An 18,845-nucleotide genomic window follows, 5' to 3' on the forward strand; every position below is an offset into this window, starting at 1 on the left:
GTGTTGACCCGTCATACCGCGTCGTCCGCGATTCGGATCAGTTCGTTCAGCTTAGCAGTTCGCTCGCCGCCGACCGTTCCGGTCTTGATGAACCCGGCGTCGGTCGCCACGGCGAGGTGTGCGATGGTCGTGTCTTCGGTCTCGCCCGAGCGGTGCGAGATGACCGTCTCGTATCCGTTACGGGCGGCGAGTTCGACCGCGTCGAACGCGTCCGACAGCGTTCCGATCTGGTTCGGTTTGATCAGGATGCTGTTGGCCGCGCCGACGTCGATCCCCTCCTGAAGTCGCTCGACGTTGGTGACGAACAGGTCGTCACCGCAGATGAGCGTCCGATCGCCGACCCGGTCGGTCAGCTCCGCGAACGCCTCGTAGTCGTTCTCGTCGAGGGGGTCCTCGACGTAGGCCAGATCGTACTCGTCGACGAGTTCGGCGACGTACTCGACCTGTTCGTCGGTCGATTTCGTCTCGTCGCCGTAGACGTACGCCTCCGAGTCGGCGTCGTACAGCTCCGCAGCGGCCATATCGAGGCCGAAGCGGATCTCGAAGCCGACCTCGTCCTCGACGATCTCGACCGCTTCTTCGACGACTTCGAACGCCTCCGCGTCCGAGATCGGCGGCGCCCACGCGCCCTCGTCGCCTTTCGCCGCCGGGACGCCGCGCTCGTCGAGCACGTCGGCGACCGCCGCGTGGACCGCGGCGTTCGCGAAGACGGCCTCCGAGACGCTGGGCGCGCCGACCGGCGCTGCGAGGAACTCCTGGATGTGCGTCGCCTCCTTGGCGTGTTCCCCGCCGCCGACGACGTTGCCGAGCGGAATCGGGAAGTTGTCACCGCGGAACGCGCCGCCCAAATGCTGGTACAGCGGTGCTCCGAGCACGTCGGCGGCGGCCTTCGCGGCCGCCATCGAGATCGCGACCGCGCTGTTGGCGCCGATCGCGGAGAAGTCGTCCGTCCCGTCGGCCGCGCGGAGCGCGTTGTCGACGGCGCGCTGGTCGCCCGCGTACAGCCCTTCGACGCGGGGAACCGCGTGTTCGCGGGCCTTCGCGATGGACTCGCTCGCAGGCAGTTCGATCGCCTCGTACTCGCCGGTGGACGCCCCGCTGGGTGCCGCTCCGCGGCCGAAGCCGCCGGACTCGGTGAGCACGTCGGCCTCGACGGTCGGGTTTCCGCGGGAGTCGAGCACGCGTCGCAGCGAAACGCTCGTGATGCGGGTCATTAGTTGGATTCCCTCCGGACCGTAAACGGAAGCGCACCCGCGTCGTACTCCTCCGCGGCGACGAGGATTGGCTCCGTCTGATTCGTCTCGATCAGCACGGGTGCCCCGTAGGACACCTGCAGCGCTCGTGCGCCGAGGATCCGTGCTTTCTCGTATCGATTGTAGCGCTGTTTTGACATGGTTACTGGTACGGTGAGACCACGTCCACGAGGTCGCGGTGGCTGATCAGCATCCGGCGACAGCAGTGCCGGTCGACACCGAGGTCATCGAGCACGTCGCCCGGGTCCTCGTCGCCCTCGCGGGCGCGCTCCTTGAACTCTTCCCAGTGTTCACCCACGACGTTGCCGCACGTGAAACACCGGACGGGGATCATCATGACTGGATCACCTCAGCGGTAGGACTTCTGGTAGCGAGCGCGCGCACCCGGTCCGCCCCACTTCTTGGGTTCGGACTGGCGCACGTCGTTGACCAGCAGCGTGCGGTCGAAGTTCATGTACGCGTCGCGCAGCTCGGCGTCGCCGAGGTGCTGGACGAGACCGCGCGCGATGGCGGTCCGTGCCGCGTCGGCCTGTCCGCTGAAGCCGCCGCCTTCGACGGTGATGTCGATGTCGACGCCGTCACGGAGCTCCTCGCCGGCGATGCGGAACGGTTCCAGCATCTTGAGTCGCGCCTGTTCCGGCTCGACCAGTTCGACTGGCTGAGAGTTGATACGAACGAGACCGGCGCCGTCGCGTACGGTGGCGCGGGCGACGGCCGTCTTCTTCTTGCCTGAGGTGTTAGTTACCATGTGACGTTGGCTCCCAGAGACTCGGAGATCTCTCCGAGCGTCGTGAATTTGATGTTCGACAGCCGATCGAGCGAGGTGTCGTCGAGAACGACGCTCTCGACGTCCTCGTCGCGCTCGTAGGGGTTCCCGACGTATACGCGCACGTTCGAGAGCGCCTCGCGACCGTCCTCCGTCTTGTACGGTAGCATGCCGCGGATGGCGCGCTTGAAGATACGGTCCGGACGTTTGGGGTAGTACGGACCACTGTCGGAGCCGAGCTCCGCGCGCTTGTGGTACGTCTCCATCGTCGCCTCTTCGTTGCCGGTGATGACCGCGTTCTCGGCGTTAACGACGGCGACCGTCTCGCCGGCGAGGACGCGCTGGGCGACCTGCGAGGAGACGCGACCGAGGATGCAGTCCCGAGCGTCGACGACCACGTCGGCGTCAAGCTTCGCGAGACTCATTGGAGCACCCGGACGTTGCTGCCTTCGGGGTTTTGTTCAACGAACTGTTCAAGCGACACCGCTTCGCCGGCCTGGTCGATCTTCGTGCGGGCGGTGCCCGAGAAGTCGACGGCGGCGACGGTGACGTTCTTTTCGAGCACACCGCTGCCCAGCACCTTGCCGGGGACGACGACCGTCTCGTCTTCCTGAGCGTACCGTTCGATGCGGCCCAGGTTGACCTCAGCGTGCGTGCGCCGTGGCTTCTCCAGTCGGTCGGCGATATCCTGCCACACGTTGGCACCGGAGTCACGCGAGACCGACTTCAGATCGGCGATGAGGTTCTGTAGTTTCGGATTCGTCTTGCTACTCATAGCTGTCCCTCCTGAATTGGAGAGTTAGTGAAAACGGAGTGCAGGGAGCAGGATTTGAACCTGCGGACCTCTACAGGACAGCGCCCTGAACGCTGCGCCGTTGGCCTGACTTGGCTATCCCTGCGTGCACTCCTCCGTAATCCGGCTCCCTTCAAACCACTTTCGGTCCCGCCCTCGGCGGGCTGACCCAGTTCGCCGTCGAATCGGAACACGGCGGCGGATCGGACTGCGGCGTCGCGACTACGGGCAGGGGCGAGCGCCGTGCGGGTGGTCTGAAGGTCCGTCATTACGTTATACTGCGACTTTCGTCTGTAGTTCGTCCGCGCGCTCCTCGATGGAGTCGATCGCGCGGAGCAGCAGTTCCTCGACGCTGAACGAGCCGTCCGTCTCGATGTGGAAGACGAACGCGCCGGGGACATCCTCGACGCTGACTTCCTTTCCGGGGAACTTCTTCGAGAGGTCGTTGCCGAACTCGTCGGTGAGTACGACGTCTCCGTCGGGCGTCTCGATGACTCCGCGGAGAATTCTCGGCTCGTCGTCGTCGAACTCGCCGAGATCCCCTTCGACGGTGACGCGCTGCAGGTGGCGGTAGCCGACGGAGACGCCGCCCTGGTGTTTGGCGTGCTCCTTCCCGGAGTCGAGCACCGCGGTGGCCTCGAACTCCAGACGCTGCCCCTCCTTCAGCTCGATGATCGGCACGTTGTCGTCGGCGACTTCGACGAGCGGGTCCGCGCTCTCGATGTCGCCGGAGTACGCCGTCGCCGGGCCTTCGACGTCGAGCGCGAGGGTGACCTCGTCGCCGACCTCGAAGTCGTCGAGCGGCGTCGTCAGGGGGATGAGCCCCAGCCGCAGGCCGATCATCTCGTCGAACATGACGGAGGAGTTCTCGACGAACTGGACCGTGTCGATCGAGAACGTCGGGACGTCGGCGATCATCGCGCGGCGGATGCCGTTCGCGAACGCCGGCGTGAGCCCGCGGATCAGCACCCGCGCGCTTCGTTCGTCCCGTTCGACGTACTGGACGTCGAAATCTGCGTCCGTCATGTCAGACTCGCTTGTTCTTTGGCGCCTTCGTCCCGTCGTGCGGGATGGGCGTAACGTCCTCGATCCGACCGATTTCGACGCCAGCGCGCGAGAGCGCTCGGATCGTCGCCTGCGCACCGGGACCGGTGGACTTGTTCAGGTTGCCGCCGGGGCCGCGCACGCGAACGTGCACGCCCTCCAAGCCGGCGTCTTTGACGCGTTCGGCGACGACCTCCGCCATCTGCATGGCGGCGTACGGCGACGCCTCGTCGCGGTTCTGTTTCACCACGGTTCCGCCGGACGACTTGGCGATCGTCTCGGCGCCCGTCTCGTCGGTGACCGTGATGAGCGTGTTGTTGAACGATGCGTACACGTGGGCGATTCCCCACTTTCCGTCCTCGGATTCACTCATGGTTGGTTACTCCTGTGACTCCGCGCGCTCGGGGTGGAGATCGTCCGCGAGCGGGCTCGTCTCGTCGAAGGCGATAGCGCCCTCGTCGTCCACGTCGACTTTCACCGAGGGGCGCGTGACGCGCGCGCCGTTGACGGTGATGTGGCCGTGAACGATGAACTGGCGGGCCTGCTGGGTCGAGGACGCGAACCCCTGCCGGTAGGCGACCGTCTGGAGACGGCGCTCGAGCAGGTCGGTCACGTCCAGCGAGAGGACCGCCGAGATGTCGTCGTTGTCGCCGAGGATGCCGATCCGGCGAAGTCGCGTAACGAACTCCGCACCGGCTTCCTGGGCGACGTCGACGTCACCCTGGGCGTCGCCGAGGAGGCGTCGTGCCTCGCGGCGCATGCTTCGCAGTTCGGACTGCGCGCGCCAGAACTCCTCTTTGTTCTTCAGGCCGTACCGCGAGAGGAGATCGGACTCCTCGGCGATGCGCTCGCCCTGGTACGGATGGTTCGGGGTCTCGTAGCCCTTGGTGTTCTTTCCGGTACTCATTCGTCGTCACCTTCTGCTGCTTCTTCCGCCATCTCCTCGCGGATCTCCTCGACGTTGACGCCGATCGTGCCCTCGGACCGACCCGTGGACTTCGTGCGCTGGCCGCGTACCTTCTGGCCGCGCTTGTGGCGAACGCCTTTGTACGATTCGATGACCTTCATCCGGTTGATGTCGTGACGGCGCTTCTCGCTGACGTCGGTGCCAACGAGGTGCGTCGTCTCCCCGGAGTAGAAGTCGTTCTGTCGGTTCGTCATCCACGACGGGACGTGGTCTTCGAGGTTCTCCGCGATGTCGACCACCGCTTCGATTTCATCCTCGTCGAGGAGACCGAACGTGGCGTTCTTTTCCACGTTGGCCTTCTCGGCGACCAGCCGCGCCGTGCGCGTGCCGATGCCGTCGAGTTCGGACAGGCCTCGCTCGACCGTCTTCGTCCCGTCGAGGTCAGCGCCCCCGATCCGGACGAAGTACTGGAGGTTTTCCTCCTCCTCTTCCGGCGAGTCGTCCTGTGATTCTTCCGTGCTCATATGTTGGTTGTGGTGAGTCCTACCGGCGCGAATCCGGCGGTACTCGGTGTCCGTTCGAGCGTTGCGGCGGGGATTCGAACCCCGGAGGCAGTGACGCCACAGAGTTAGCAACCCTGCGCCTTGGGCCAGGCTTGGCTACCGCAACTCGCGTCGTATCATCGCCCTCGTGGACTCGGGACCCGGCGCCCCTGCAGTTCGTGCATCCGTATGGTCCCGCTTTCGCTACTTAAACATCACGAAAGCCGCGGGGGGCTGTGTCTGACTCACACGGCTCCTGCGGCCGGTTCCGTGAGGATGGTAACTGCCCGCAGTCCACGTCGGTCGGAGACGACCGCCGCTTGGCGTACTGTTTAGTGGATGCCGCGGATTGACACCCATATGCAAGCCGTTCAGTTCGCCGAGCACGGCGACCGCGACGTGATCGAGTACGACGAGTTCCCGGACCCGGAGCCCGACCGCGGCGAGGTGCTGGTCGACGTGAAGGCCGGCGCGTTGAATCACCTCGACATCTGGACGCGTCGCGGTCTCCCGGGTATCGACCTCGAAATGCCGCACGTCCCCGGCAGCGACGCCGCGGGTGTCGTTGAGACGGTCGGCGAGGGAGTGACGCGGTTCGAGCCCGGGGACCACGTCGCCGTGAGCGCGGGCGTCTCCTGCGGAGAGTGCGAGTTCTGCCGTCACGGTGAGGAGACGCTGTGTCCCTCGTTCCACATCATCGGCGAGCACGTCCGCGGCGTCCACTCGGAGCTGGCTGCGGTCCCGGCCGAAAACCTCGTCCCCGTCCCATCTGGCGTCGACTGGGAGGTAGCGGGCTCCGCCTCGCTCGTCTTCCAGACCGCGTGGCGGATGCTGCAGACGCGCGCCGACATCGAGGCGGGCGAGAAGGTGCTCGTGCTCGGCGCGTCCGGCGGCGTCGGCCACGCCGCGGTCCAGATCGCCGATCACGCCGGCTGTGAGGTGTTTGCGACCGCCTCCACCGAGGAGAAGCTCTCCCACGCCGAGGCGTGCGGCGCGGACCACGTCATCGACTACGAGACGAACGACTTCGCCGACGAGATCGCGGAGCTGACCGGGCGGCGGGGCGTCGACGTCGTCGTCGACCACGTCGGGGCGGCGACCTACCCGAACTCGCTGAAGTCGCTGGCGAAGGGCGGTCGGGTCGTCACCTGCGGCGCGACGACGGGCCCGAACCCGGACGCCGGGCTCAACCGGATCTTCTGGAACCAGCTGTCCGTGATCGGCTCGACGATGGCGACGCCCGGCGAAGTCGACGACGTCCTCGAATTAGTGTGGGACGGTACCTTCGAGCCGCACGTGCGTGAGACGCTTCCGATGAGCGAGGCCGCCCGCGCCCACGAGATCATCGAGAACCGTGAGGGCTTTGGTAAAGTGGTGGTAATACCGGACAGTGAGCGCTGACGACGACCCCGACCGCGACGCGGACGGGAGCACCGACGGCGGCTACGTCCACACGCCCGAGCGCGAAGCCGGGGCGCCCAGCGAGAGCGGGAGCGAGGGCGAGAGCATCGGTGCCGATCGCGGGCCGAGCGAGAGCGACGGTACCGAACTGGAGACCGACGGATTCGGCAGAAAAGGATGGGCGCTGACCGGCGTGCTGTTCACGTGCGTGCTCGTTATCCCCGGTATCATCTACGCGTACCCGTACGCGGCTGGCGCGTTCGGGTTCACGTTTTTCGCGACGTACCTCGCGCTCCCGCTCATCCCTGCAGTCCTGCTCGGGCTCGTCGCCGTCTGGTCGATGACCGCGGCGGTCCGCGATCAGTGACGGAGCTGGAGCTGCCCACAGGGATCCGACCGATGACAGCGTCTCTCACGCCGCGCGTCGCCGTCGAACGGCAACCGTTTTGAACGGCACCGGCGCACTATCGATATGTTGATCACCGTCTCCGGCCCGCCGGGAAGCGGGAAGAGCACGAACGCCGCGGGACTCGCCGACCGGCTCGACCTCGATCACGTCTCCGGCGGTGACATCTTCCGCGAGATGGCCGCCGAGCGCGACATGACTCCGGTCGAGTTCAACGAGTTCGCGGAGGAGGACCCGACGTTCGACCGCAGGCTCGACCGACGCCTCCGCGACATCGCCACGAACCGGGACGATCTCGTGCTCGAATCGCGGCTCGCCGGGTGGCTCGCGGGCGACCACGCCGACTTCCGATTCTGGTTCGACGCGCCGGTGTCGATCCGTGCCGAGCGTATCGCCGAGCGCGAGGCGAAACCGGTCGAGCGCGCCAAAGCGGAGACCGAGCGACGCGAGGCCTCGGAACGGAAGCGCTATCTGGAGTACTACGACATCGACATCGACGACCTCTCTATTTACGACGCCGCGTACAACACCGCCCGCTGGAGTCCGGATCGGTTTCTCGACGTACTCGCCGCGACCGTGGAGGCGTACGAGCCCGCGAACGACGAGGGGAAAGCGCCGATCGAGGGCGTGAGCTACGACTTCTGACCGTCACACCGACTATCCTCGCATGACACGACACTCCGACGATCCCGGCTCCGACGACCCCCTCAGAGCTCCGCCCGACGAGCGCTCCGTGCCGGAGCTACTCCGGTTCGGCGTCGTTAACGTGGACAAGCCCGCGGGCCCCTCGTCCCACCAGCTCTCCGCGTGGGGGCGCAACGCGATCAACGAGACCCTGGCGGCGCTGGATCCGGAGGGGGAACAGATCGACGGCGTCGCTCACGCCGGCACGCTGGATCCGAAGGTCACCGGCTGCCTCCCGACGCTCACCGGCGACGCGACGCGAGCCGCACAGGTGTTCTTGGAAGGCGGCAAGGAGTACGTCTCCGTGCTCGAACTCCACGGCAGCGCCCCGGCCGACTTCGAGACCGTCGTCGCCGAGTTCGAGGCCGAGATATACCAGAAGCCCCCCCGAAAGAGCGCGGTGAGTCGCCGACTCCGGACGCGGACCATCCGCGACCTCGACGTGCTGGAAGTCGACGGGCGGCAGGCCCTGCTCCGGATCGGCTGTGAATCGGGAACGTACGTCCGAAAGCTGTGTCACGATATCGGACTCGCGACGGGGGTCGGCGCACACATGGGTCATCTTCGGCGAACGGCGACGATTCCGTTCGACGACCGCGACCTCCACACGCTCCAGGACCTCGTCGACGCGCTCGCGTGGGCCGAAGAGGGGGACGACGCGTTCCTCCGCGAGGTCGTCCGCCCGGCCGAGGACGCGCTGGTGCACCTCCCGTCGGTGACGATCGCCCCCTCCGCCGCGCGCAACGTCGCCACCGGCGCGCCCGTGTACGCGCCCGGTGTCATCGGCGTGGAGGGCGTATCGGAAGACCGGGAGGGAGATGAAGGCGACGAGGAGAGAGATGAAGGCGACGACGCTCCGCTCGTCGCCTGCTACACCCCCAACGGTGCAGCGGTGTGTCTCGGGCGACTGGTCGCCGACCCCGACGCCGACTCGGGCGTCGTCGTCTCGCTGGAACGCGTTCTTTTATAATCGGTCCGGCGGCGGGTCGTGTATGGACGATGGCGACGACAGCGTCGACGGTGAGCACAGCGGTGGCGATACCGACGGCGACACGACTCGGACGGTCGAACTCGGAGACGCTCGCGCCGCTCCGGGCGAGCTCGCGCGGGGTTGGATCACGGTGGCCGATCTCCCCACCGGCGCGCCGGAGCGACTCCCCGTACTCATCGCCAACGGCTCCGACCCCGGACCCACGCTGTGGCTCACGGGCGGCGTCCACGGCGACGAGGCCACCGGCGTCGCGGTCGTGCAGGACGCGATGGACCGACTCGCGACGGTCGCGCGCGGTGACCTCGCGGGGACGGTCGTCGCCGTTCCGGTCGTCTCTCCGGCCGGGCTCCGCCGGAACGCCCGGCAGACCTACTACGCGGAGGAGGACCCGAACCGGCACTTCCCGGACGCGGACGCCGACTCCGCCCGCCCGCCGAAACTGCAGGCGCGGATCGACGCGCGGCTCTACGCCGCGATCACGGGCGATTCGGTCGACCTCTCGGCCGGGTCGGACGCCGGTGCGGACGCACGGATCGAACCGGCCGGAACCGGCGTCGTCGCCGACGCGCTGATCGACTGCCACACCGCTGGCGTCGGCAGCGAGCCGTTCGCGATCCGGGATCGGGTGCTGTACGGCGAGCGCCGGAGCGAGCGCGAGGCGACCGCCCTCTCAGAGGAGCTCGGACGGCTCGTCGACGCCTTCGGCTTCCCGGCGCTGCGCGAGTACCCGGCCGCGGAGTACGTCGAGGAGTCGCTCCAGCGCTCCGCCGCCGGTGCGGTGCTCAACGAGGCCGGAATCCCGGCGGTCACCGCTGAGCTCGGCGCACACAGCGTCGTCGACGACCGACTGGTCGAGGCCGGTGTCGCCGGAATCTACGCGGTCGCCGTCGAGTTCGGGCTGCTCGCGCCCGGTGACGTCCCCGCAGCGGTCGGCGAGCCGAGCGAGCACCTCGACCCCGCACCGGTCGACGGACCCCTGCGTCGGTTCCGCGGGCCGACGGCCGACGTCTCGGGGCTGGTTCGTCACCGCGTCGCCGCGGGCGAGGCGTTCGAGCCGGGAGACACCCTGGCAGACGTGGTGAGCGCGACCGGCGAGCGGCGCGGGGAGGTCACCGCCGACCGCGAGGGCTACGTCCTCGGACGTACGGAGGGGTTGGCCGTCTACGAGGGCGACCCGATCGGGAGTCTCGCCGTGCGCGACGACGGCGACCTCGTGGTCCCGCGCGAGGACGACGCGTGAAGCGAAGTCCTTAATTACCGCACTCTCATTTTTTCGGGTGCAGACAGGGACCGTGGGGTAGTGGTATCCTCTGCGGATGGGGTCCGTAGGACCTGAGTTCGACTCTCAGCGGTCCCACTAAGATTTTTGCTGGTTGCTGTAAACAACAGCCTTAGCCACCTCTACACTCCGAAAAGCGGATTCGGGGGTGCGCTATGAACCGCCAACTCGGCGGTTCCGACAGCGCTGGACAATGTCGCTTCTGCGACCGTCACGTTACTGATACGTTCCGCCGAGTCCACGGTGATAACGACGACGTCGCTCTCCACACAATTGTGAAAGCGCCCTACTAGACGTAGACGTTCTGAGCAAAATTCACAACGTCAGAACGATGTATATTCGGCCTAAGTCCCAAGTTTACTGTCAAATCCAGATCAACACCGCTTGTTATCTCCCATTCTTTTGAACGAATGTAATTGTCATTCGGATACACTCCGCCAGTAACCAGAATTGCATCGCCTTTTTGATGAGTAGCGAGTAGTCCAGCAACTTTGAATTGTCCAGACTCTAGTGTGAAGCTCTCTTCCTCAATATTTGGGATATCCACGCCGTCAATTTCGACAGAATCTACCGGATAAGAACCTGTGAACCTCTGGAACTCGCTTGGCGACCGGTTCCCTTGGGCCTGATATGGATCTACCTTCGAGATGTTCTGAAGTCCAAATTCCTCCATTTGCGTCCGAAACACAGATTCAGCCTCATTTTGTATCTTATCTGTCGCCTGCATCACGACCGACTCAGTCAATCCTCCACCAAGCACTTCGAGCTCGACGTGTGAGGCAAAGCCGACGACAAGAGGCCGATCGAATCGACCGAATAATTCTTCTTGGACCCGCTCACGGAGTGCCATATCTTCGTAGCGTCTGTTGTGTCCGATTGCCTTGTAATCAAGTCCAAAACTAGAATCCTCTAGTAGTACGTGAGGCTCTGTATCGGGGGTTTTCAGCTCCCACCCGTCCGATAAGTCTGCTTTCGGTGGTGCAAGTTGAAGTTCTGAACTCTCTCCTGGAGGGCTGGCGGATGTCGGGTCTCCGCCTCCACCGTCATCAGAACTGCATCCTGCGACTCCAGCCAGTAGCCCCGATCCCGCCGCAGCGAGGATTTTTCTTCGTTTTATGATAATTCATCGACAATAGGATGTTATAAATTTTCTGTGAGACGTGAAAGAGGACTAGCCACCCAACTTACTCACTCACGTCAAACTTGTCCAGATACAAATCTTTCCGCTCAAGTAAATCCGGAACCGTCCTTCGTGGTACTCTCGAGTGACGTGAAACCTTCCGATGGGACCAGCCCTCATCCTCGACGAGCTCCATCAGCTCGCGGTAGCCAGCGCGATCCGTGTCGGTCTCGGTCAATTTGTCGGCGAGGACGTGATCGGTGTCGACATCGAGATCACGTGCGTATTCGAGTAAGTTGTCGCGCTGTGTGTCGGGCTCCTGGTCGCGGGTCGAGACTCTCGCGTAGACGGCTGCGTTTGCCATGCTGCTGCCCGCATGTCTAGCTGTATTAAAACTAGGGGGCTTCTCGCCATAGTATTATCACATAGCGCTGTCGAGAACATTCATGAACTGCGAAGTGTGTGGGGAGGCCGATTCGATGCCCTACACGTGCTCCCGTTGCGGAGAAACCTACTGCGTCAGCCATCGTCTGCCTGAGTACCACGAGTGTACTGGGCTCGCAGTAGACAAGGCAAACCGCGAAATGCTTCGAGCCGAAGGCGAAGAGGTACCGTGGTTCGAAAAAGGAAGTGGGAAAGCGCTAACCGAAGATAGTGCAACAGCAAGTCGGAACAGCAAGATGGATCTCTGGCCGGATAAGATCCTTCTTCTCTTAATCATCTCCATCGCTACGCTCGGTGCCGGCTACTTCACCCTCAGTTTAATCGGAGTTATTCAGTAGAAGCGGAAGTTTGTGAACCAGCCCTGGCAAGAGTGGAGCTGACAGGATTCGGCTCTGATCTTGTCCGACTCTCCATCAGTTATCAGACAAGCTCCTCATCATATTGGTTTTCAGCCTTTTCGCTCTCTTCAGATTCTTTGTCACTATTTGATTTTGCAGTCCACAGCTCCTCTGTAGCGATAACCCAAAATCTCCTCAATGCCTCTTTTTTACTGAAATCACGAACTGCAGGCGCAAAGATTTCATTTAAATATCTATCATACAGATTCTCATTTAGTTCTTCCATCAGACCTAAGGAAAGCAGACTCCCCGTGACATTTTTGATTTTAAAATAGTCTCATTCCAGACACATTTAGAACGTAATAGTTCGATCTTCTGATTCGGATCTTGGTTATTGTAACCAAGTGTTCTAATTGCAGTCTGTCGAACAGAAACAGAAATAATCAGAACGATAGCTAGAGCCACAGCCACCAATGGGGGAGCAGTAAACGATGCAATCGCTATGGCCAGTGAAAGGACAGACTCTCCGTCAGAGAAGACCGACTCAACTCTGTTACGGCTCTCGTCAATTTCACTAACCAATTCCTCAGGTGTGTTCTCGATTTCCTTGTCACTATCAGCAATAATCTCAGAGACCTTCTCTACGTGATCGTCGCGCCATTCTCTGGCCTCTTTTATACCAAGAAGTTTGTTGAAAAGCCAGGTATAGACCTTGTGAGCAGGTAAAATTGAGCCAATCTTCCCTACTAATCCGGCTATTCTAGATAATATATACAGAATAAGAAACACCAGTATACTCTTTATCATACTATCATTTCTGTAAGTCAGTATACGAAAAACCCACCCTGTATCAGTTGAGAAATCATGCTCATCCGGAACCATCTGGAACACCGAGGGTTTCGCTTATATCTCAGCACCGTCTCCGACTGAAACATGATAAGCGACAGAACTATTTTCGATAATGATCACCTACCCTCCACTATTGCCGGTCGGAACAGTCATATGTACGAAGTGATCGACATCCTCTCACCCATCGAAGACGGCCAGCGCGCCTAGAACTGCTCTCTCTTCGATCCCTCCAGCGCCGGGATCCGCGGGGAGATGATCGCGGTCCGTAAGCTCCGCTGCGAGGTTCTCGATCTCCTGTCGCGTAAGTGAATCCGCAGGGTTACACTGAAAACGCAATTTCAAATTCTCGTGTTATCCCTTGGCGCTGGGGGTGTTTCATATGGTCGTCAATATTCAGACTGAGATACCAAACTAACACGTCAGCCCCTGTGAGAAAACTAATTACTATTTAAACCCATACTTATATACGTGATAAATAGTCGACCATGCCCGGTGTAATCCTCGACGATCAGGGTCGTCTCACGCTACCCGCTGATCTCCGGGATCAGTACGGCGATCGCTATTACATCGTCGACCTCGATGACAGCATCAAACTGATTCCGGTTGTGGAGGATCCGTTAGACGCACTCAGAGACGAGTTCACAGGAATCACAAGAAGTGCCAGCAACCTCCGCGAGGAAACTCGAAACGCGATGCCCGACGAGTGACCCTCCGCAACCACTAAACGCGACTCCCTCCTTGCACCGATAATGGCCGATTGGACGGAACAGTACCGCCCGAGCACGCTCTCGGAGGTCCGCGGCAACGACAAGGCCCGCGACGCGTTCGCGGAGTGGGCGCGCTCGTGGGACGACCACCGGAAGGCCGTCGTCCTCCACGGCAGCCCCGGCGTCGGGAAGACGAGCGCGGCCCACGCGCTCGCGAACGACATGGGCTGGGAGACGGTCGAGCTGAACGCCTCCGACCAGCGCACCGCCGACGTCATCGAGCGATTCGCGGGGCGCGCCGCCCGCAACGCCACCCTCGGCGGGAGCGCGGCCGGGGGCGGCGCGACCGGCGCCGACACGGCCTCCCGCCAGCTCGTGATCTTAGACGAGGCCGACAACATCCACGGCAACTACGACCGCGGCGGCGCGAGCGCGATCACGAAGCTGGTCAAGGAGTCCGGCCAGCCGATCGTCCTCATCGCCAACGACTTCTACGACATGTCTCGCGGGCTCCGGAACGCCACCGAGGAAATCGAGTTCCGAGACGTCTCGGCGCGCTCCATCGTCCCCGTTCTCCGCGACATCTGTCGGAAGGAGGGGATCGAGTTCGAGTCCGACGCCCTCCAGCAGATCGCCGAGCGGAACCGCGGCGACCTCCGCGGCGCGGTCAACGACCTCCAGGCCGCGACCGAGGGCCGCGACGCGATCACCGTCGAGGACGTGGTCACCGGCGACCGCGACAAGTCGCTCGGACTCTTCCCGTTCCTCGACGCGGTGTTGAAAGAGGAGTCGGCGCAGGAGGCCCTCCAGTCGGCGTACGCGGTCGACGAGACGCCCGACGACCTCACGAAGTGGATCGAGAACAACCTCCTCGACGTGTACGAGCCGATGGAGGCGGTCCGGGCGTACGACTTCCTCGCGAACGCCGACGTGTGGCTGGGGCGCGTGCGCGCCACCCAGAACTACACGTACTGGCGCTACGCGACGGACAACGCGGCCGCCGGCGTCGCCGCCGCCCGCGACGGCGAGAAGGGCGGGTGGACCCGCTACGGGCGTCCGCAGTTCTGGAGTTCCTCGGACGCGACCGCCGACGAGGTTGTCGGCCGGATCGCGGCCGCGAGCGGGTGTAGCATCGCGACGGCCCGCCGCGAGGTGCTGCCGTTCCTGCAGGCGGTGACGCACCACTGCAAGCCGCGCGAGTTGACGGTCGCGATGGCGGCCGCCTACGACCTCGACGAGGCGGGCGTCGCCTTCGTCACCGGCTCCGGCGAGTCGACGAACAAGGTCGAATCGGTCGTCGAGGACGCGCAGGCGCGCCGCGATCAGCTGATCGAGGATAACGCCGACGGCGCGTTCGCCGGTGCGCCTCGCGCGCTCGACGAGAACGGCGATTCGCCCGGCGACGAGGCGACGGGTGACGGTACACCGGCGGGCAACGGCGAGCCGGGAAGCGACGGTGCGGCCTCCGTGACGGGAGCGGCCGGTGACGACACCGACGGGAGCGGGACGGCCGACGGAGACGACGACGGCGACGGAGACGACGGACAGGCCGGTTTGAGCGACTTCGTCTGAACCACGAGGCGCTCCGATGCATTCTGCCAACGTCACTCGGTCGACGAGCCGCCAGGTCGGCCGGAGATCGACACGCCCGGTCGGTTTGGGGCGTGCCTTTACCGTCCCCCTCCCCGTCGTGTGCGGTATGCACGCGGCAATCCTCCGCGAGTACGGCGAACCACTGGCGATCCGCGAGCTCCCGGAGCCGGATCCCGGGCCGAACGACGCGGTGATTCGCGTCGACGCCTGTGGCGTCTGCCGAAGCGACTGGCACGCGTGGATGGGTCACGGGGAGTGGGCGGACGACCGCGTTCCCCGCGGACAGGTTCTCGGTCACGAACCGGCTGGAGAGGTCGTCGCCGTCGGTCGCTCTGTCGATCGTTTTTCGCCCGGCGATCGAGTGGTGGTTCCGTTCTCGCTCGGGGACGGGACCTGTGCGCACTGCCGACGCGGCGACGGCAACGTCTGTGCCGACGGGCGCGCGCTCGGCTTCGAGGGAGACGCCCCGGGCGCGTTCGCCGAGCAAGTCCAGGTCCCCGAGGCCGACTACAACCTCGTCGAGCGGCCCTCGTGGCTCGACGCGACCGCCGCGGCCGCGCTCGGCTGTCGGTATATGACCGCGTATCACGCCCTCGCAGAACGCGCCGGTCTCGCTGGCGGCGACACGCTCGCGGTACACGGCTGCGGGGGCGTCGGGCTCTCCGCGGTCCAGCTCGGTAACGCACTCGGCGCGCGCGTGGTCGCCGTCGACGTCGACGACGACGCCCTCGCGCTCGCGATCGACCTCGGCGCCGACACCGGCGTGAACCCGAGCCGACTCGACGACGAGGAGCCGGTACCGGACCGCGTGAGGGAGCTGACCGGCGGCGGAGCCGACGTCTCCGTCGACGCGCTCGGGATCGCCGAGACGTGCCGTAACTCGGTTCGCTCGGTCCGACCGAGGGGGACGCACGTGCAGGTCGGACTGACCACGGACGCCGAGCGCGGCGAGGTGGCGCTCCCGACCGACTGGATGACGCGCTGGGAGGTCTCGTTTCTCGGGTCGCGAGGGATGCCACCGACGAGCTACGACGACCTGTTCGCGCTCGTCGAAGCGACCGACGTCGACCCCGGTGCGCTCGTCAGTCGGGAGATGCCCCTCTCATCCGTCTCCGATCGGCTCGCCGCGATGAGCGACTACGACGTTCGCGGCGTCGAGGTCGTCACCGAGTTCGATCGGTGAGCGATCGATGTGGAGGGATTGGATCAGTGAGCGGTCGACGCGACACGAAAAACGAAACGAGCGCTATCGGTCGCGATCGGCGCCAACTCCCGGAATCGCCACGCGTGCTTCGACGGACTGCATCAGTTTCGAGGCGGTGAGTACCAACGCGAGGTACGCGAGCCCCGTCACCGCGAAGATGAGCGTGTACCGGAAGGTGTCGGCGGCGATCTGATCGGCCCGGTAGTACAGCTCTGGAACCGTGATGAACGCCGCCAGCGACGAGTACTTGATCAGGTAGATGAACTCGTTGGTCCACGACGGGATCGCGTAGCGAAGCCCCTGCGGTAACACCACGTAGTAGATCGTCTCCAGCTTCGAGAGGCCGATCGCTCTCCCCGCGGTGATCTGGCCCTCGGCGACGCTCTCGACCGCCCCGCGGATGTACTCCGCCTGATACGCGGCCCCGTTGAGCGTGAACCCGACGATGGCGACCCACACGACGTTGCGCGGGAACACGCCCGAGAGCGCGCCGGGAACGTACGATCCGAGGTTCAATCCGTAGTGGAGCACGAACAGCTGCGCCAGAAGCGGCGTCCCCCGGAGTAGCTCCGTGTACACGAGCGAGACGTACGCCGTGTATCGCCCGTACACCCGCGCGACTGCCAGCGGGACGGCGATGAAGAAGCCGATGAAGAGGCTCACGGCCGTGATGACGACCGTGAGCCACGCGCCGCGGGCGATCTCCGGAGAGACGTTCACGGCGAACCCGACGGGCTCGGCGTACGCGGCGAGCACGGGGATCCCGGCTAGCGCCGCCTCGACGGCGGCCGGCCGAACGAACGGGTCGCCAACCGGGACGAGGACGCCGCCGAGCCACCGGTTCACCCAGCTCGCGACGAGCCAGCCCCAGAACAGCGCGCCGCCGGCCAGAAGCAGGATCCGGCCCGCGGAGAGGTCGGCGTCGGCCGCCCGTTGACGGACCGCAGCGGGTCTGGTCGCGCTCGCCATCAGCGGGTCCCCCCCATCCTCACTCGTGCCCCGCGATCCGTTCGAGGAAGTGACCGGTCCGTTCCTGTTCGGGGCTGTCGAACAGCTGTTCGGGCGGCCCGCGCTCGACGACGCGGCCAGCGTCGAGGAAGACGATCTCGTCGGCGACGGCCCGGGCGAAGCTCATCTCGTGGGTGACGACGAGCATGGTCATCCCGGCGTCCGCGAGGTCGTGCATCACCTCCAGCACCTCGCCGATGAGCTCCGGGTCCAACGCGCTCGTGGGCTCGTCGAACAGCATCAGCTTCGGCTCCATCGCGAGCGCGCGAGCGATGCCGACCCGCTGCTGTTGTCCCCCCGAGAGCTCCGCCGGGTACGAGTCGAGCTGGTCGCCGAGCCCCACCCGTTCGAGCTGGTCGACCGCCCGCTCGCGTGCATCGGCCTCCGCGAGCCCGAGCACGCGTCGCGGGCCGAGCGCGACGTTGCCGACGGCGGTGAGGTGCGCGAAGAGGTTGAACCCCTGAAACACCATCCCCACCTCGCGCCGGAGTTCGTCGACGTCGAGGGCCGGATCGAGCACGTCCTCGCCGTCGAGGCGGATCGACCCCTCCTGCGCCTCCGCGAGCCGGTTCACACAGCGGAGCATGGTCGACTTACCGGAGCCCGACGGTCCGATCAGCACCGTGACGTCGCCCCGGTCCATCTCGAAGGACACGTCGTGGAGCACCTGCTCGTCGCCGTACCACTTCGACACGTCGCTCACCCGCAAGAACGGCTCGTCAGTCACGCCGACTCACCCTCCGGGATGGCGTAGTGAGCGCCGAGGTAGTCGAGCGCGCGGTTCGTGGTGAACGTGAGGACGAAGTAGATGGCACTGATGAAGAGAATGACTTCGAGCACTGCGGTGGTCTGTTCGGCGAACAGGTCGTACCCGCGGGTAAGCAGCTCCGCGAGCCCGATCGCGAACACGATACTCGTGTCCTTCAACACGATGGTGAACTCGTTTTGGAACCCCGGGATCGACCGCCGGAGCGCCTGCGGGACGACGACGTGTCGCACCGCCTCGAACTGCGACAGGCCGATCGCGCGACCCGCCTCTAACTGCCCGTCGTCGACGCTCGACAGCGACGCGCGGAAGATCTGTGACTGGTACGCCGCGCTACGGAGCCCCAGCCCGAGTATCCCTGCCACGATCGCCGACGAGAGCGTGTATATGCCGAGGTTAATCGACGGGACGCCCACGACGAAGTACACCACGACGAGGATGACGACGATGGGCGTCCCGCGGAGGACGATCCCCACGGCGCTCACGAGCCGTTTGAGGACGCCGTCGCCGTACACCTCCACCGCTCCGGCCGGGAAGCCGACGAGAAAGCCGAGGAGGATCGACGTAACGGTGAGTCCGACCGTGAGCAGCGCGCCGCCGAGCAGGTAGTCCGCGTTTCGGAGGACGAACGCCCAGTCGTCCGGGGGGCCCGCCTGTAGCGGGCCGGAAGCGGAGAACCACCCCGTCGCTCCGAACGCGGCGCTGGCGCTGTCGACCGCGGCGAGCGCCGACAGCGCGCCCACCGACATC

The 18,845-nt window shown here is 64.6% G+C and carries 27 protein-coding genes and 3 tRNA genes; 11 read left to right on the forward strand and 19 right to left on the reverse strand.

What is annotated here, in order from left to right:
- Positions 1-11: 11 nt before the first annotated feature.
- From eno to ACNSN4_RS15545, 12 genes are all read right to left on the reverse strand, one after another.
- On the reverse strand, positions 12-1,214 hold the full coding sequence (gene eno, locus ACNSN4_RS15490; protein WP_418286741.1) for a phosphopyruvate hydratase: 1,203 nt from the start codon (positions 1,212-1,214) through the stop codon (positions 12-14).
- Positions 1,214-1,393: a DNA-directed RNA polymerase subunit K gene (locus ACNSN4_RS15495; protein WP_418286742.1), complete on the reverse strand. Its 180-nt coding sequence runs from the start codon at positions 1,391-1,393 to the stop codon at positions 1,214-1,216. The genes eno and ACNSN4_RS15495 overlap by 1 nt, the downstream gene beginning before the upstream one ends.
- A gap of 2 nt (positions 1,394-1,395) precedes the next feature.
- Positions 1,396-1,590: a DNA-directed RNA polymerase subunit N gene (locus ACNSN4_RS15500; protein WP_418286743.1), complete on the reverse strand. Its 195-nt coding sequence runs from the start codon at positions 1,588-1,590 to the stop codon at positions 1,396-1,398.
- A 12-nt stretch (positions 1,591-1,602) separates the two neighbouring features.
- Positions 1,603-2,001 carry a 30S ribosomal protein S9 gene (locus ACNSN4_RS15505; RefSeq protein ID WP_418286744.1) on the reverse strand — a complete coding sequence of 133 codons (399 nt, stop codon included), beginning with the start codon at positions 1,999-2,001 and terminating at the stop codon, positions 1,603-1,605.
- Complete coding sequence (locus ACNSN4_RS15510) at positions 1,995-2,444, reverse strand: 50S ribosomal protein L13 (RefSeq protein WP_418286745.1); 450 nt, start codon at positions 2,442-2,444, stop codon at positions 1,995-1,997. Before ACNSN4_RS15510 ends, ACNSN4_RS15505 begins: the two co-directional genes overlap by 7 nt.
- Positions 2,441-2,794 carry a 50S ribosomal protein L18e gene (locus ACNSN4_RS15515; RefSeq protein ID WP_418286746.1) on the reverse strand — a complete coding sequence of 118 codons (354 nt, stop codon included), beginning with the start codon at positions 2,792-2,794 and terminating at the stop codon, positions 2,441-2,443. Before ACNSN4_RS15515 ends, ACNSN4_RS15510 begins: the two co-directional genes overlap by 4 nt.
- Positions 2,795-2,833: 39 nt before the next feature.
- A tRNA-Leu gene (locus ACNSN4_RS15520) sits at positions 2,834-2,918 on the reverse strand.
- A gap of 167 nt (positions 2,919-3,085) precedes the next feature.
- Complete coding sequence (locus ACNSN4_RS15525) at positions 3,086-3,838, reverse strand: DNA-directed RNA polymerase subunit D (protein ID WP_418286747.1); 753 nt, start codon at positions 3,836-3,838, stop codon at positions 3,086-3,088.
- Position 3,839: 1 nt separating this feature from the next.
- Positions 3,840-4,229 (reverse strand): 30S ribosomal protein S11, encoded by a 390-nt coding sequence (locus ACNSN4_RS15530; RefSeq protein ID WP_004046448.1) that lies wholly within the window; start codon positions 4,227-4,229, stop codon positions 3,840-3,842.
- 6 nt (positions 4,230-4,235) lie between these two features.
- Positions 4,236-4,763 (reverse strand): 30S ribosomal protein S4, encoded by a 528-nt coding sequence (locus ACNSN4_RS15535; protein WP_418286748.1) that lies wholly within the window; start codon positions 4,761-4,763, stop codon positions 4,236-4,238.
- Positions 4,760-5,287, reverse strand: a complete 528-nt coding sequence (locus ACNSN4_RS15540) for a 30S ribosomal protein S13 (RefSeq protein ID WP_418286749.1) — start codon at positions 5,285-5,287, stop codon at positions 4,760-4,762. The genes ACNSN4_RS15535 and ACNSN4_RS15540 overlap by 4 nt, the downstream gene beginning before the upstream one ends.
- Positions 5,288-5,346: 59 nt before the next feature.
- A tRNA-Ser gene (locus ACNSN4_RS15545) sits at positions 5,347-5,432 on the reverse strand.
- 233 nt (positions 5,433-5,665) lie between these two features.
- Here ACNSN4_RS15545 and ACNSN4_RS15550 point away from each other — a divergent pair.
- The 7 genes from ACNSN4_RS15550 (at position 5,666) to ACNSN4_RS15580 (ending at position 10,359) form a co-directional block, all read left to right on the forward strand.
- The gene (locus tag ACNSN4_RS15550; protein ID WP_418286750.1) at positions 5,666-6,706 is read left to right on the forward strand and encodes a zinc-binding dehydrogenase; all 1,041 of its coding nucleotides are present in this window, start codon (positions 5,666-5,668) and stop codon (positions 6,704-6,706) included.
- Positions 6,696-7,073 (forward strand): DUF7977 family protein, encoded by a 378-nt coding sequence (locus ACNSN4_RS15555; RefSeq protein WP_418286751.1) that lies wholly within the window; start codon positions 6,696-6,698, stop codon positions 7,071-7,073. The genes ACNSN4_RS15550 and ACNSN4_RS15555 overlap by 11 nt, the downstream gene beginning before the upstream one ends.
- Positions 7,074-7,178: 105 nt before the next feature.
- Positions 7,179-7,757 carry a (d)CMP kinase gene (gene cmk / locus ACNSN4_RS15560; protein WP_418286752.1) on the forward strand — a complete coding sequence of 193 codons (579 nt, stop codon included), beginning with the start codon at positions 7,179-7,181 and terminating at the stop codon, positions 7,755-7,757.
- Between the two features lie 22 nt (positions 7,758-7,779).
- Entirely contained in the window at positions 7,780-8,766 is a 987-nt protein-coding gene (locus ACNSN4_RS15565) for an RNA-guided pseudouridylation complex pseudouridine synthase subunit Cbf5 (protein WP_418286753.1), read from the forward strand.
- Between the two features lie 22 nt (positions 8,767-8,788).
- The gene (locus ACNSN4_RS15570) at positions 8,789-10,027 is read left to right on the forward strand and encodes a succinylglutamate desuccinylase/aspartoacylase family protein (protein WP_418286754.1); all 1,239 of its coding nucleotides are present in this window, start codon (positions 8,789-8,791) and stop codon (positions 10,025-10,027) included.
- A 46-nt stretch (positions 10,028-10,073) separates the two neighbouring features.
- Positions 10,074-10,144: transfer RNA gene (locus tag ACNSN4_RS15575), tRNA-Pro, on the forward strand.
- Between the two features lie 77 nt (positions 10,145-10,221).
- Entirely contained in the window at positions 10,222-10,359 is a 138-nt protein-coding gene (locus ACNSN4_RS15580) for a DUF7563 family protein (protein ID WP_418286755.1), read from the forward strand.
- Here the strand turns inward: ACNSN4_RS15580 and ACNSN4_RS15585 are convergent.
- Both ACNSN4_RS15585 and ACNSN4_RS15590 read right to left on the reverse strand, forming a co-directional pair.
- Entirely contained in the window at positions 10,356-11,189 is an 834-nt protein-coding gene (locus tag ACNSN4_RS15585) for a DUF6517 family protein (protein WP_496923296.1), read from the reverse strand. The genes ACNSN4_RS15580 and ACNSN4_RS15585 overlap by 4 nt on opposite strands.
- Before the next feature lie 61 nt (positions 11,190-11,250).
- On the reverse strand, positions 11,251-11,550 hold the full coding sequence (locus ACNSN4_RS15590) for a recombinase family protein (RefSeq protein ID WP_418286757.1): 300 nt from the start codon (positions 11,548-11,550) through the stop codon (positions 11,251-11,253).
- 82 nt (positions 11,551-11,632) lie between these two features.
- Here ACNSN4_RS15590 and ACNSN4_RS15595 point away from each other — a divergent pair, with 82 nt between their 5' ends.
- Positions 11,633-11,968, forward strand: a complete 336-nt coding sequence (locus ACNSN4_RS15595) for an AN1-type zinc finger domain-containing protein (protein WP_418286758.1) — start codon at positions 11,633-11,635, stop codon at positions 11,966-11,968.
- 82 nt (positions 11,969-12,050) lie between these two features.
- On the opposite strand, the gene ACNSN4_RS15600 is transcribed toward ACNSN4_RS15595, so the two are convergent.
- Entirely contained in the window at positions 12,051-12,254 is a 204-nt protein-coding gene (locus ACNSN4_RS15600; protein ID WP_418286759.1) for a hypothetical protein, read from the reverse strand.
- A 5-nt stretch (positions 12,255-12,259) separates the two neighbouring features.
- Positions 12,260-12,775 carry a hypothetical protein gene (locus ACNSN4_RS15605; protein WP_418286760.1) on the reverse strand — a complete coding sequence of 172 codons (516 nt, stop codon included), beginning with the start codon at positions 12,773-12,775 and terminating at the stop codon, positions 12,260-12,262.
- Positions 12,776-13,302: 527 nt separating this feature from the next.
- On the opposite strand from ACNSN4_RS15605, the gene ACNSN4_RS15610 reads away from it, so the two are divergent.
- The 3 genes from ACNSN4_RS15610 to ACNSN4_RS15620 all read left to right on the forward strand — a co-directional run bounded on the left by ACNSN4_RS15610 (position 13,303) and on the right by ACNSN4_RS15620 (position 16,300).
- Positions 13,303-13,524, forward strand: coding sequence for an AbrB/MazE/SpoVT family DNA-binding domain-containing protein (locus ACNSN4_RS15610; protein ID WP_418286761.1), 222 nt, complete (start codon positions 13,303-13,305; stop codon positions 13,522-13,524).
- A 42-nt stretch (positions 13,525-13,566) separates the two neighbouring features.
- Entirely contained in the window at positions 13,567-15,096 is a 1,530-nt protein-coding gene (locus ACNSN4_RS15615) for a replication factor C large subunit (protein WP_418286762.1), read from the forward strand.
- A 127-nt stretch (positions 15,097-15,223) separates the two neighbouring features.
- A complete protein-coding gene (locus ACNSN4_RS15620; RefSeq protein WP_418286763.1) occupies positions 15,224-16,300 on the forward strand; it encodes an alcohol dehydrogenase catalytic domain-containing protein in 1,077 nt (358 codons plus the stop codon).
- 63 nt (positions 16,301-16,363) lie between these two features.
- Here the strand turns inward: ACNSN4_RS15620 and ACNSN4_RS15625 are convergent, their stop codons facing one another.
- From ACNSN4_RS15625 to ACNSN4_RS15635, 3 genes are read right to left on the reverse strand one after another with little or no spacing between them, the layout of a single operon-like run.
- On the reverse strand, positions 16,364-17,290 hold the full coding sequence (locus tag ACNSN4_RS15625) for an amino acid ABC transporter permease (protein WP_418286764.1): 927 nt from the start codon (positions 17,288-17,290) through the stop codon (positions 16,364-16,366).
- A 19-nt stretch (positions 17,291-17,309) separates the two neighbouring features.
- The gene (locus ACNSN4_RS15630; protein WP_418286765.1) at positions 17,310-18,056 is read right to left on the reverse strand and encodes an amino acid ABC transporter ATP-binding protein; all 747 of its coding nucleotides are present in this window, start codon (positions 18,054-18,056) and stop codon (positions 17,310-17,312) included.
- Positions 18,053-18,844 (reverse strand): amino acid ABC transporter permease, encoded by a 792-nt coding sequence (locus tag ACNSN4_RS15635; RefSeq protein WP_418286766.1) that lies wholly within the window; start codon positions 18,842-18,844, stop codon positions 18,053-18,055. Before ACNSN4_RS15635 ends, ACNSN4_RS15630 begins: the two co-directional genes overlap by 4 nt.
- Position 18,845: the final 1 nt, after the last annotated feature.

The sequence above is a fragment of the Halorubrum marinum genome, from assembly GCF_048381195.1.
GTDB lineage: Archaea > Halobacteriota > Halobacteria > Halobacteriales > Haloferacaceae > Halorubrum.

Bases quoted from the DNA above. Each gene is read 5' to 3' on its own strand.
- eno (WP_418286741.1), bottom strand. From the start codon at position 1,214: ATGACCCGCATCACGAGCGTTTCGCTGCGACGCGTGCTCGACTCCCGC.
- ACNSN4_RS15495 (WP_418286742.1), bottom strand. From the start codon at position 1,393: ATGTCAAAACAGCGCTACAATCGATACGAGAAAGCACGGATCCTCGGC.
- ACNSN4_RS15500 (WP_418286743.1), bottom strand. From the start codon at position 1,590: ATGATGATCCCCGTCCGGTGTTTCACGTGCGGCAACGTCGTGGGTGAA.
- ACNSN4_RS15505 (WP_418286744.1), bottom strand. From the start codon at position 2,001: ATGGTAACTAACACCTCAGGCAAGAAGAAGACGGCCGTCGCCCGCGCC.
- ACNSN4_RS15510 (WP_418286745.1), bottom strand. From the start codon at position 2,444: ATGAGTCTCGCGAAGCTTGACGCCGACGTGGTCGTCGACGCTCGGGAC.
- ACNSN4_RS15515 (WP_418286746.1), bottom strand. From the start codon at position 2,794: ATGAGTAGCAAGACGAATCCGAAACTACAGAACCTCATCGCCGATCTG.
- ACNSN4_RS15525 (WP_418286747.1), bottom strand. From the start codon at position 3,838: ATGACGGACGCAGATTTCGACGTCCAGTACGTCGAACGGGACGAACGA.
- ACNSN4_RS15530 (WP_004046448.1), bottom strand. From the start codon at position 4,229: ATGAGTGAATCCGAGGACGGAAAGTGGGGAATCGCCCACGTGTACGCA.
- ACNSN4_RS15535 (WP_418286748.1), bottom strand. From the start codon at position 4,763: ATGAGTACCGGAAAGAACACCAAGGGCTACGAGACCCCGAACCATCCG.
- ACNSN4_RS15540 (WP_418286749.1), bottom strand. From the start codon at position 5,287: ATGAGCACGGAAGAATCACAGGACGACTCGCCGGAAGAGGAGGAGGAA.
- ACNSN4_RS15550 (WP_418286750.1), top strand. From the start codon at position 5,666: ATGCAAGCCGTTCAGTTCGCCGAGCACGGCGACCGCGACGTGATCGAG.
- cmk (WP_418286752.1), top strand. From the start codon at position 7,179: ATGTTGATCACCGTCTCCGGCCCGCCGGGAAGCGGGAAGAGCACGAAC.
- ACNSN4_RS15565 (WP_418286753.1), top strand. From the start codon at position 7,780: ATGACACGACACTCCGACGATCCCGGCTCCGACGACCCCCTCAGAGCT.
- ACNSN4_RS15570 (WP_418286754.1), top strand. From the start codon at position 8,789: ATGGACGATGGCGACGACAGCGTCGACGGTGAGCACAGCGGTGGCGAT.
- ACNSN4_RS15580 (WP_418286755.1), top strand. From the start codon at position 10,222: ATGAACCGCCAACTCGGCGGTTCCGACAGCGCTGGACAATGTCGCTTC.
- ACNSN4_RS15590 (WP_418286757.1), bottom strand. From the start codon at position 11,550: ATGGCAAACGCAGCCGTCTACGCGAGAGTCTCGACCCGCGACCAGGAG.
- ACNSN4_RS15595 (WP_418286758.1), top strand. From the start codon at position 11,633: ATGAACTGCGAAGTGTGTGGGGAGGCCGATTCGATGCCCTACACGTGC.
- ACNSN4_RS15600 (WP_418286759.1), bottom strand. From the start codon at position 12,254: ATGGAAGAACTAAATGAGAATCTGTATGATAGATATTTAAATGAAATC.
- ACNSN4_RS15605 (WP_418286760.1), bottom strand. From the start codon at position 12,775: ATGATAAAGAGTATACTGGTGTTTCTTATTCTGTATATATTATCTAGA.
- ACNSN4_RS15610 (WP_418286761.1), top strand. From the start codon at position 13,303: ATGCCCGGTGTAATCCTCGACGATCAGGGTCGTCTCACGCTACCCGCT.
- ACNSN4_RS15615 (WP_418286762.1), top strand. From the start codon at position 13,567: ATGGCCGATTGGACGGAACAGTACCGCCCGAGCACGCTCTCGGAGGTC.
- ACNSN4_RS15620 (WP_418286763.1), top strand. From the start codon at position 15,224: ATGCACGCGGCAATCCTCCGCGAGTACGGCGAACCACTGGCGATCCGC.
- ACNSN4_RS15625 (WP_418286764.1), bottom strand. From the start codon at position 17,290: ATGGCGAGCGCGACCAGACCCGCTGCGGTCCGTCAACGGGCGGCCGAC.
- ACNSN4_RS15635 (WP_418286766.1), bottom strand. From the start codon at position 18,844: ATGTCGGTGGGCGCGCTGTCGGCGCTCGCCGCGGTCGACAGCGCCAGC.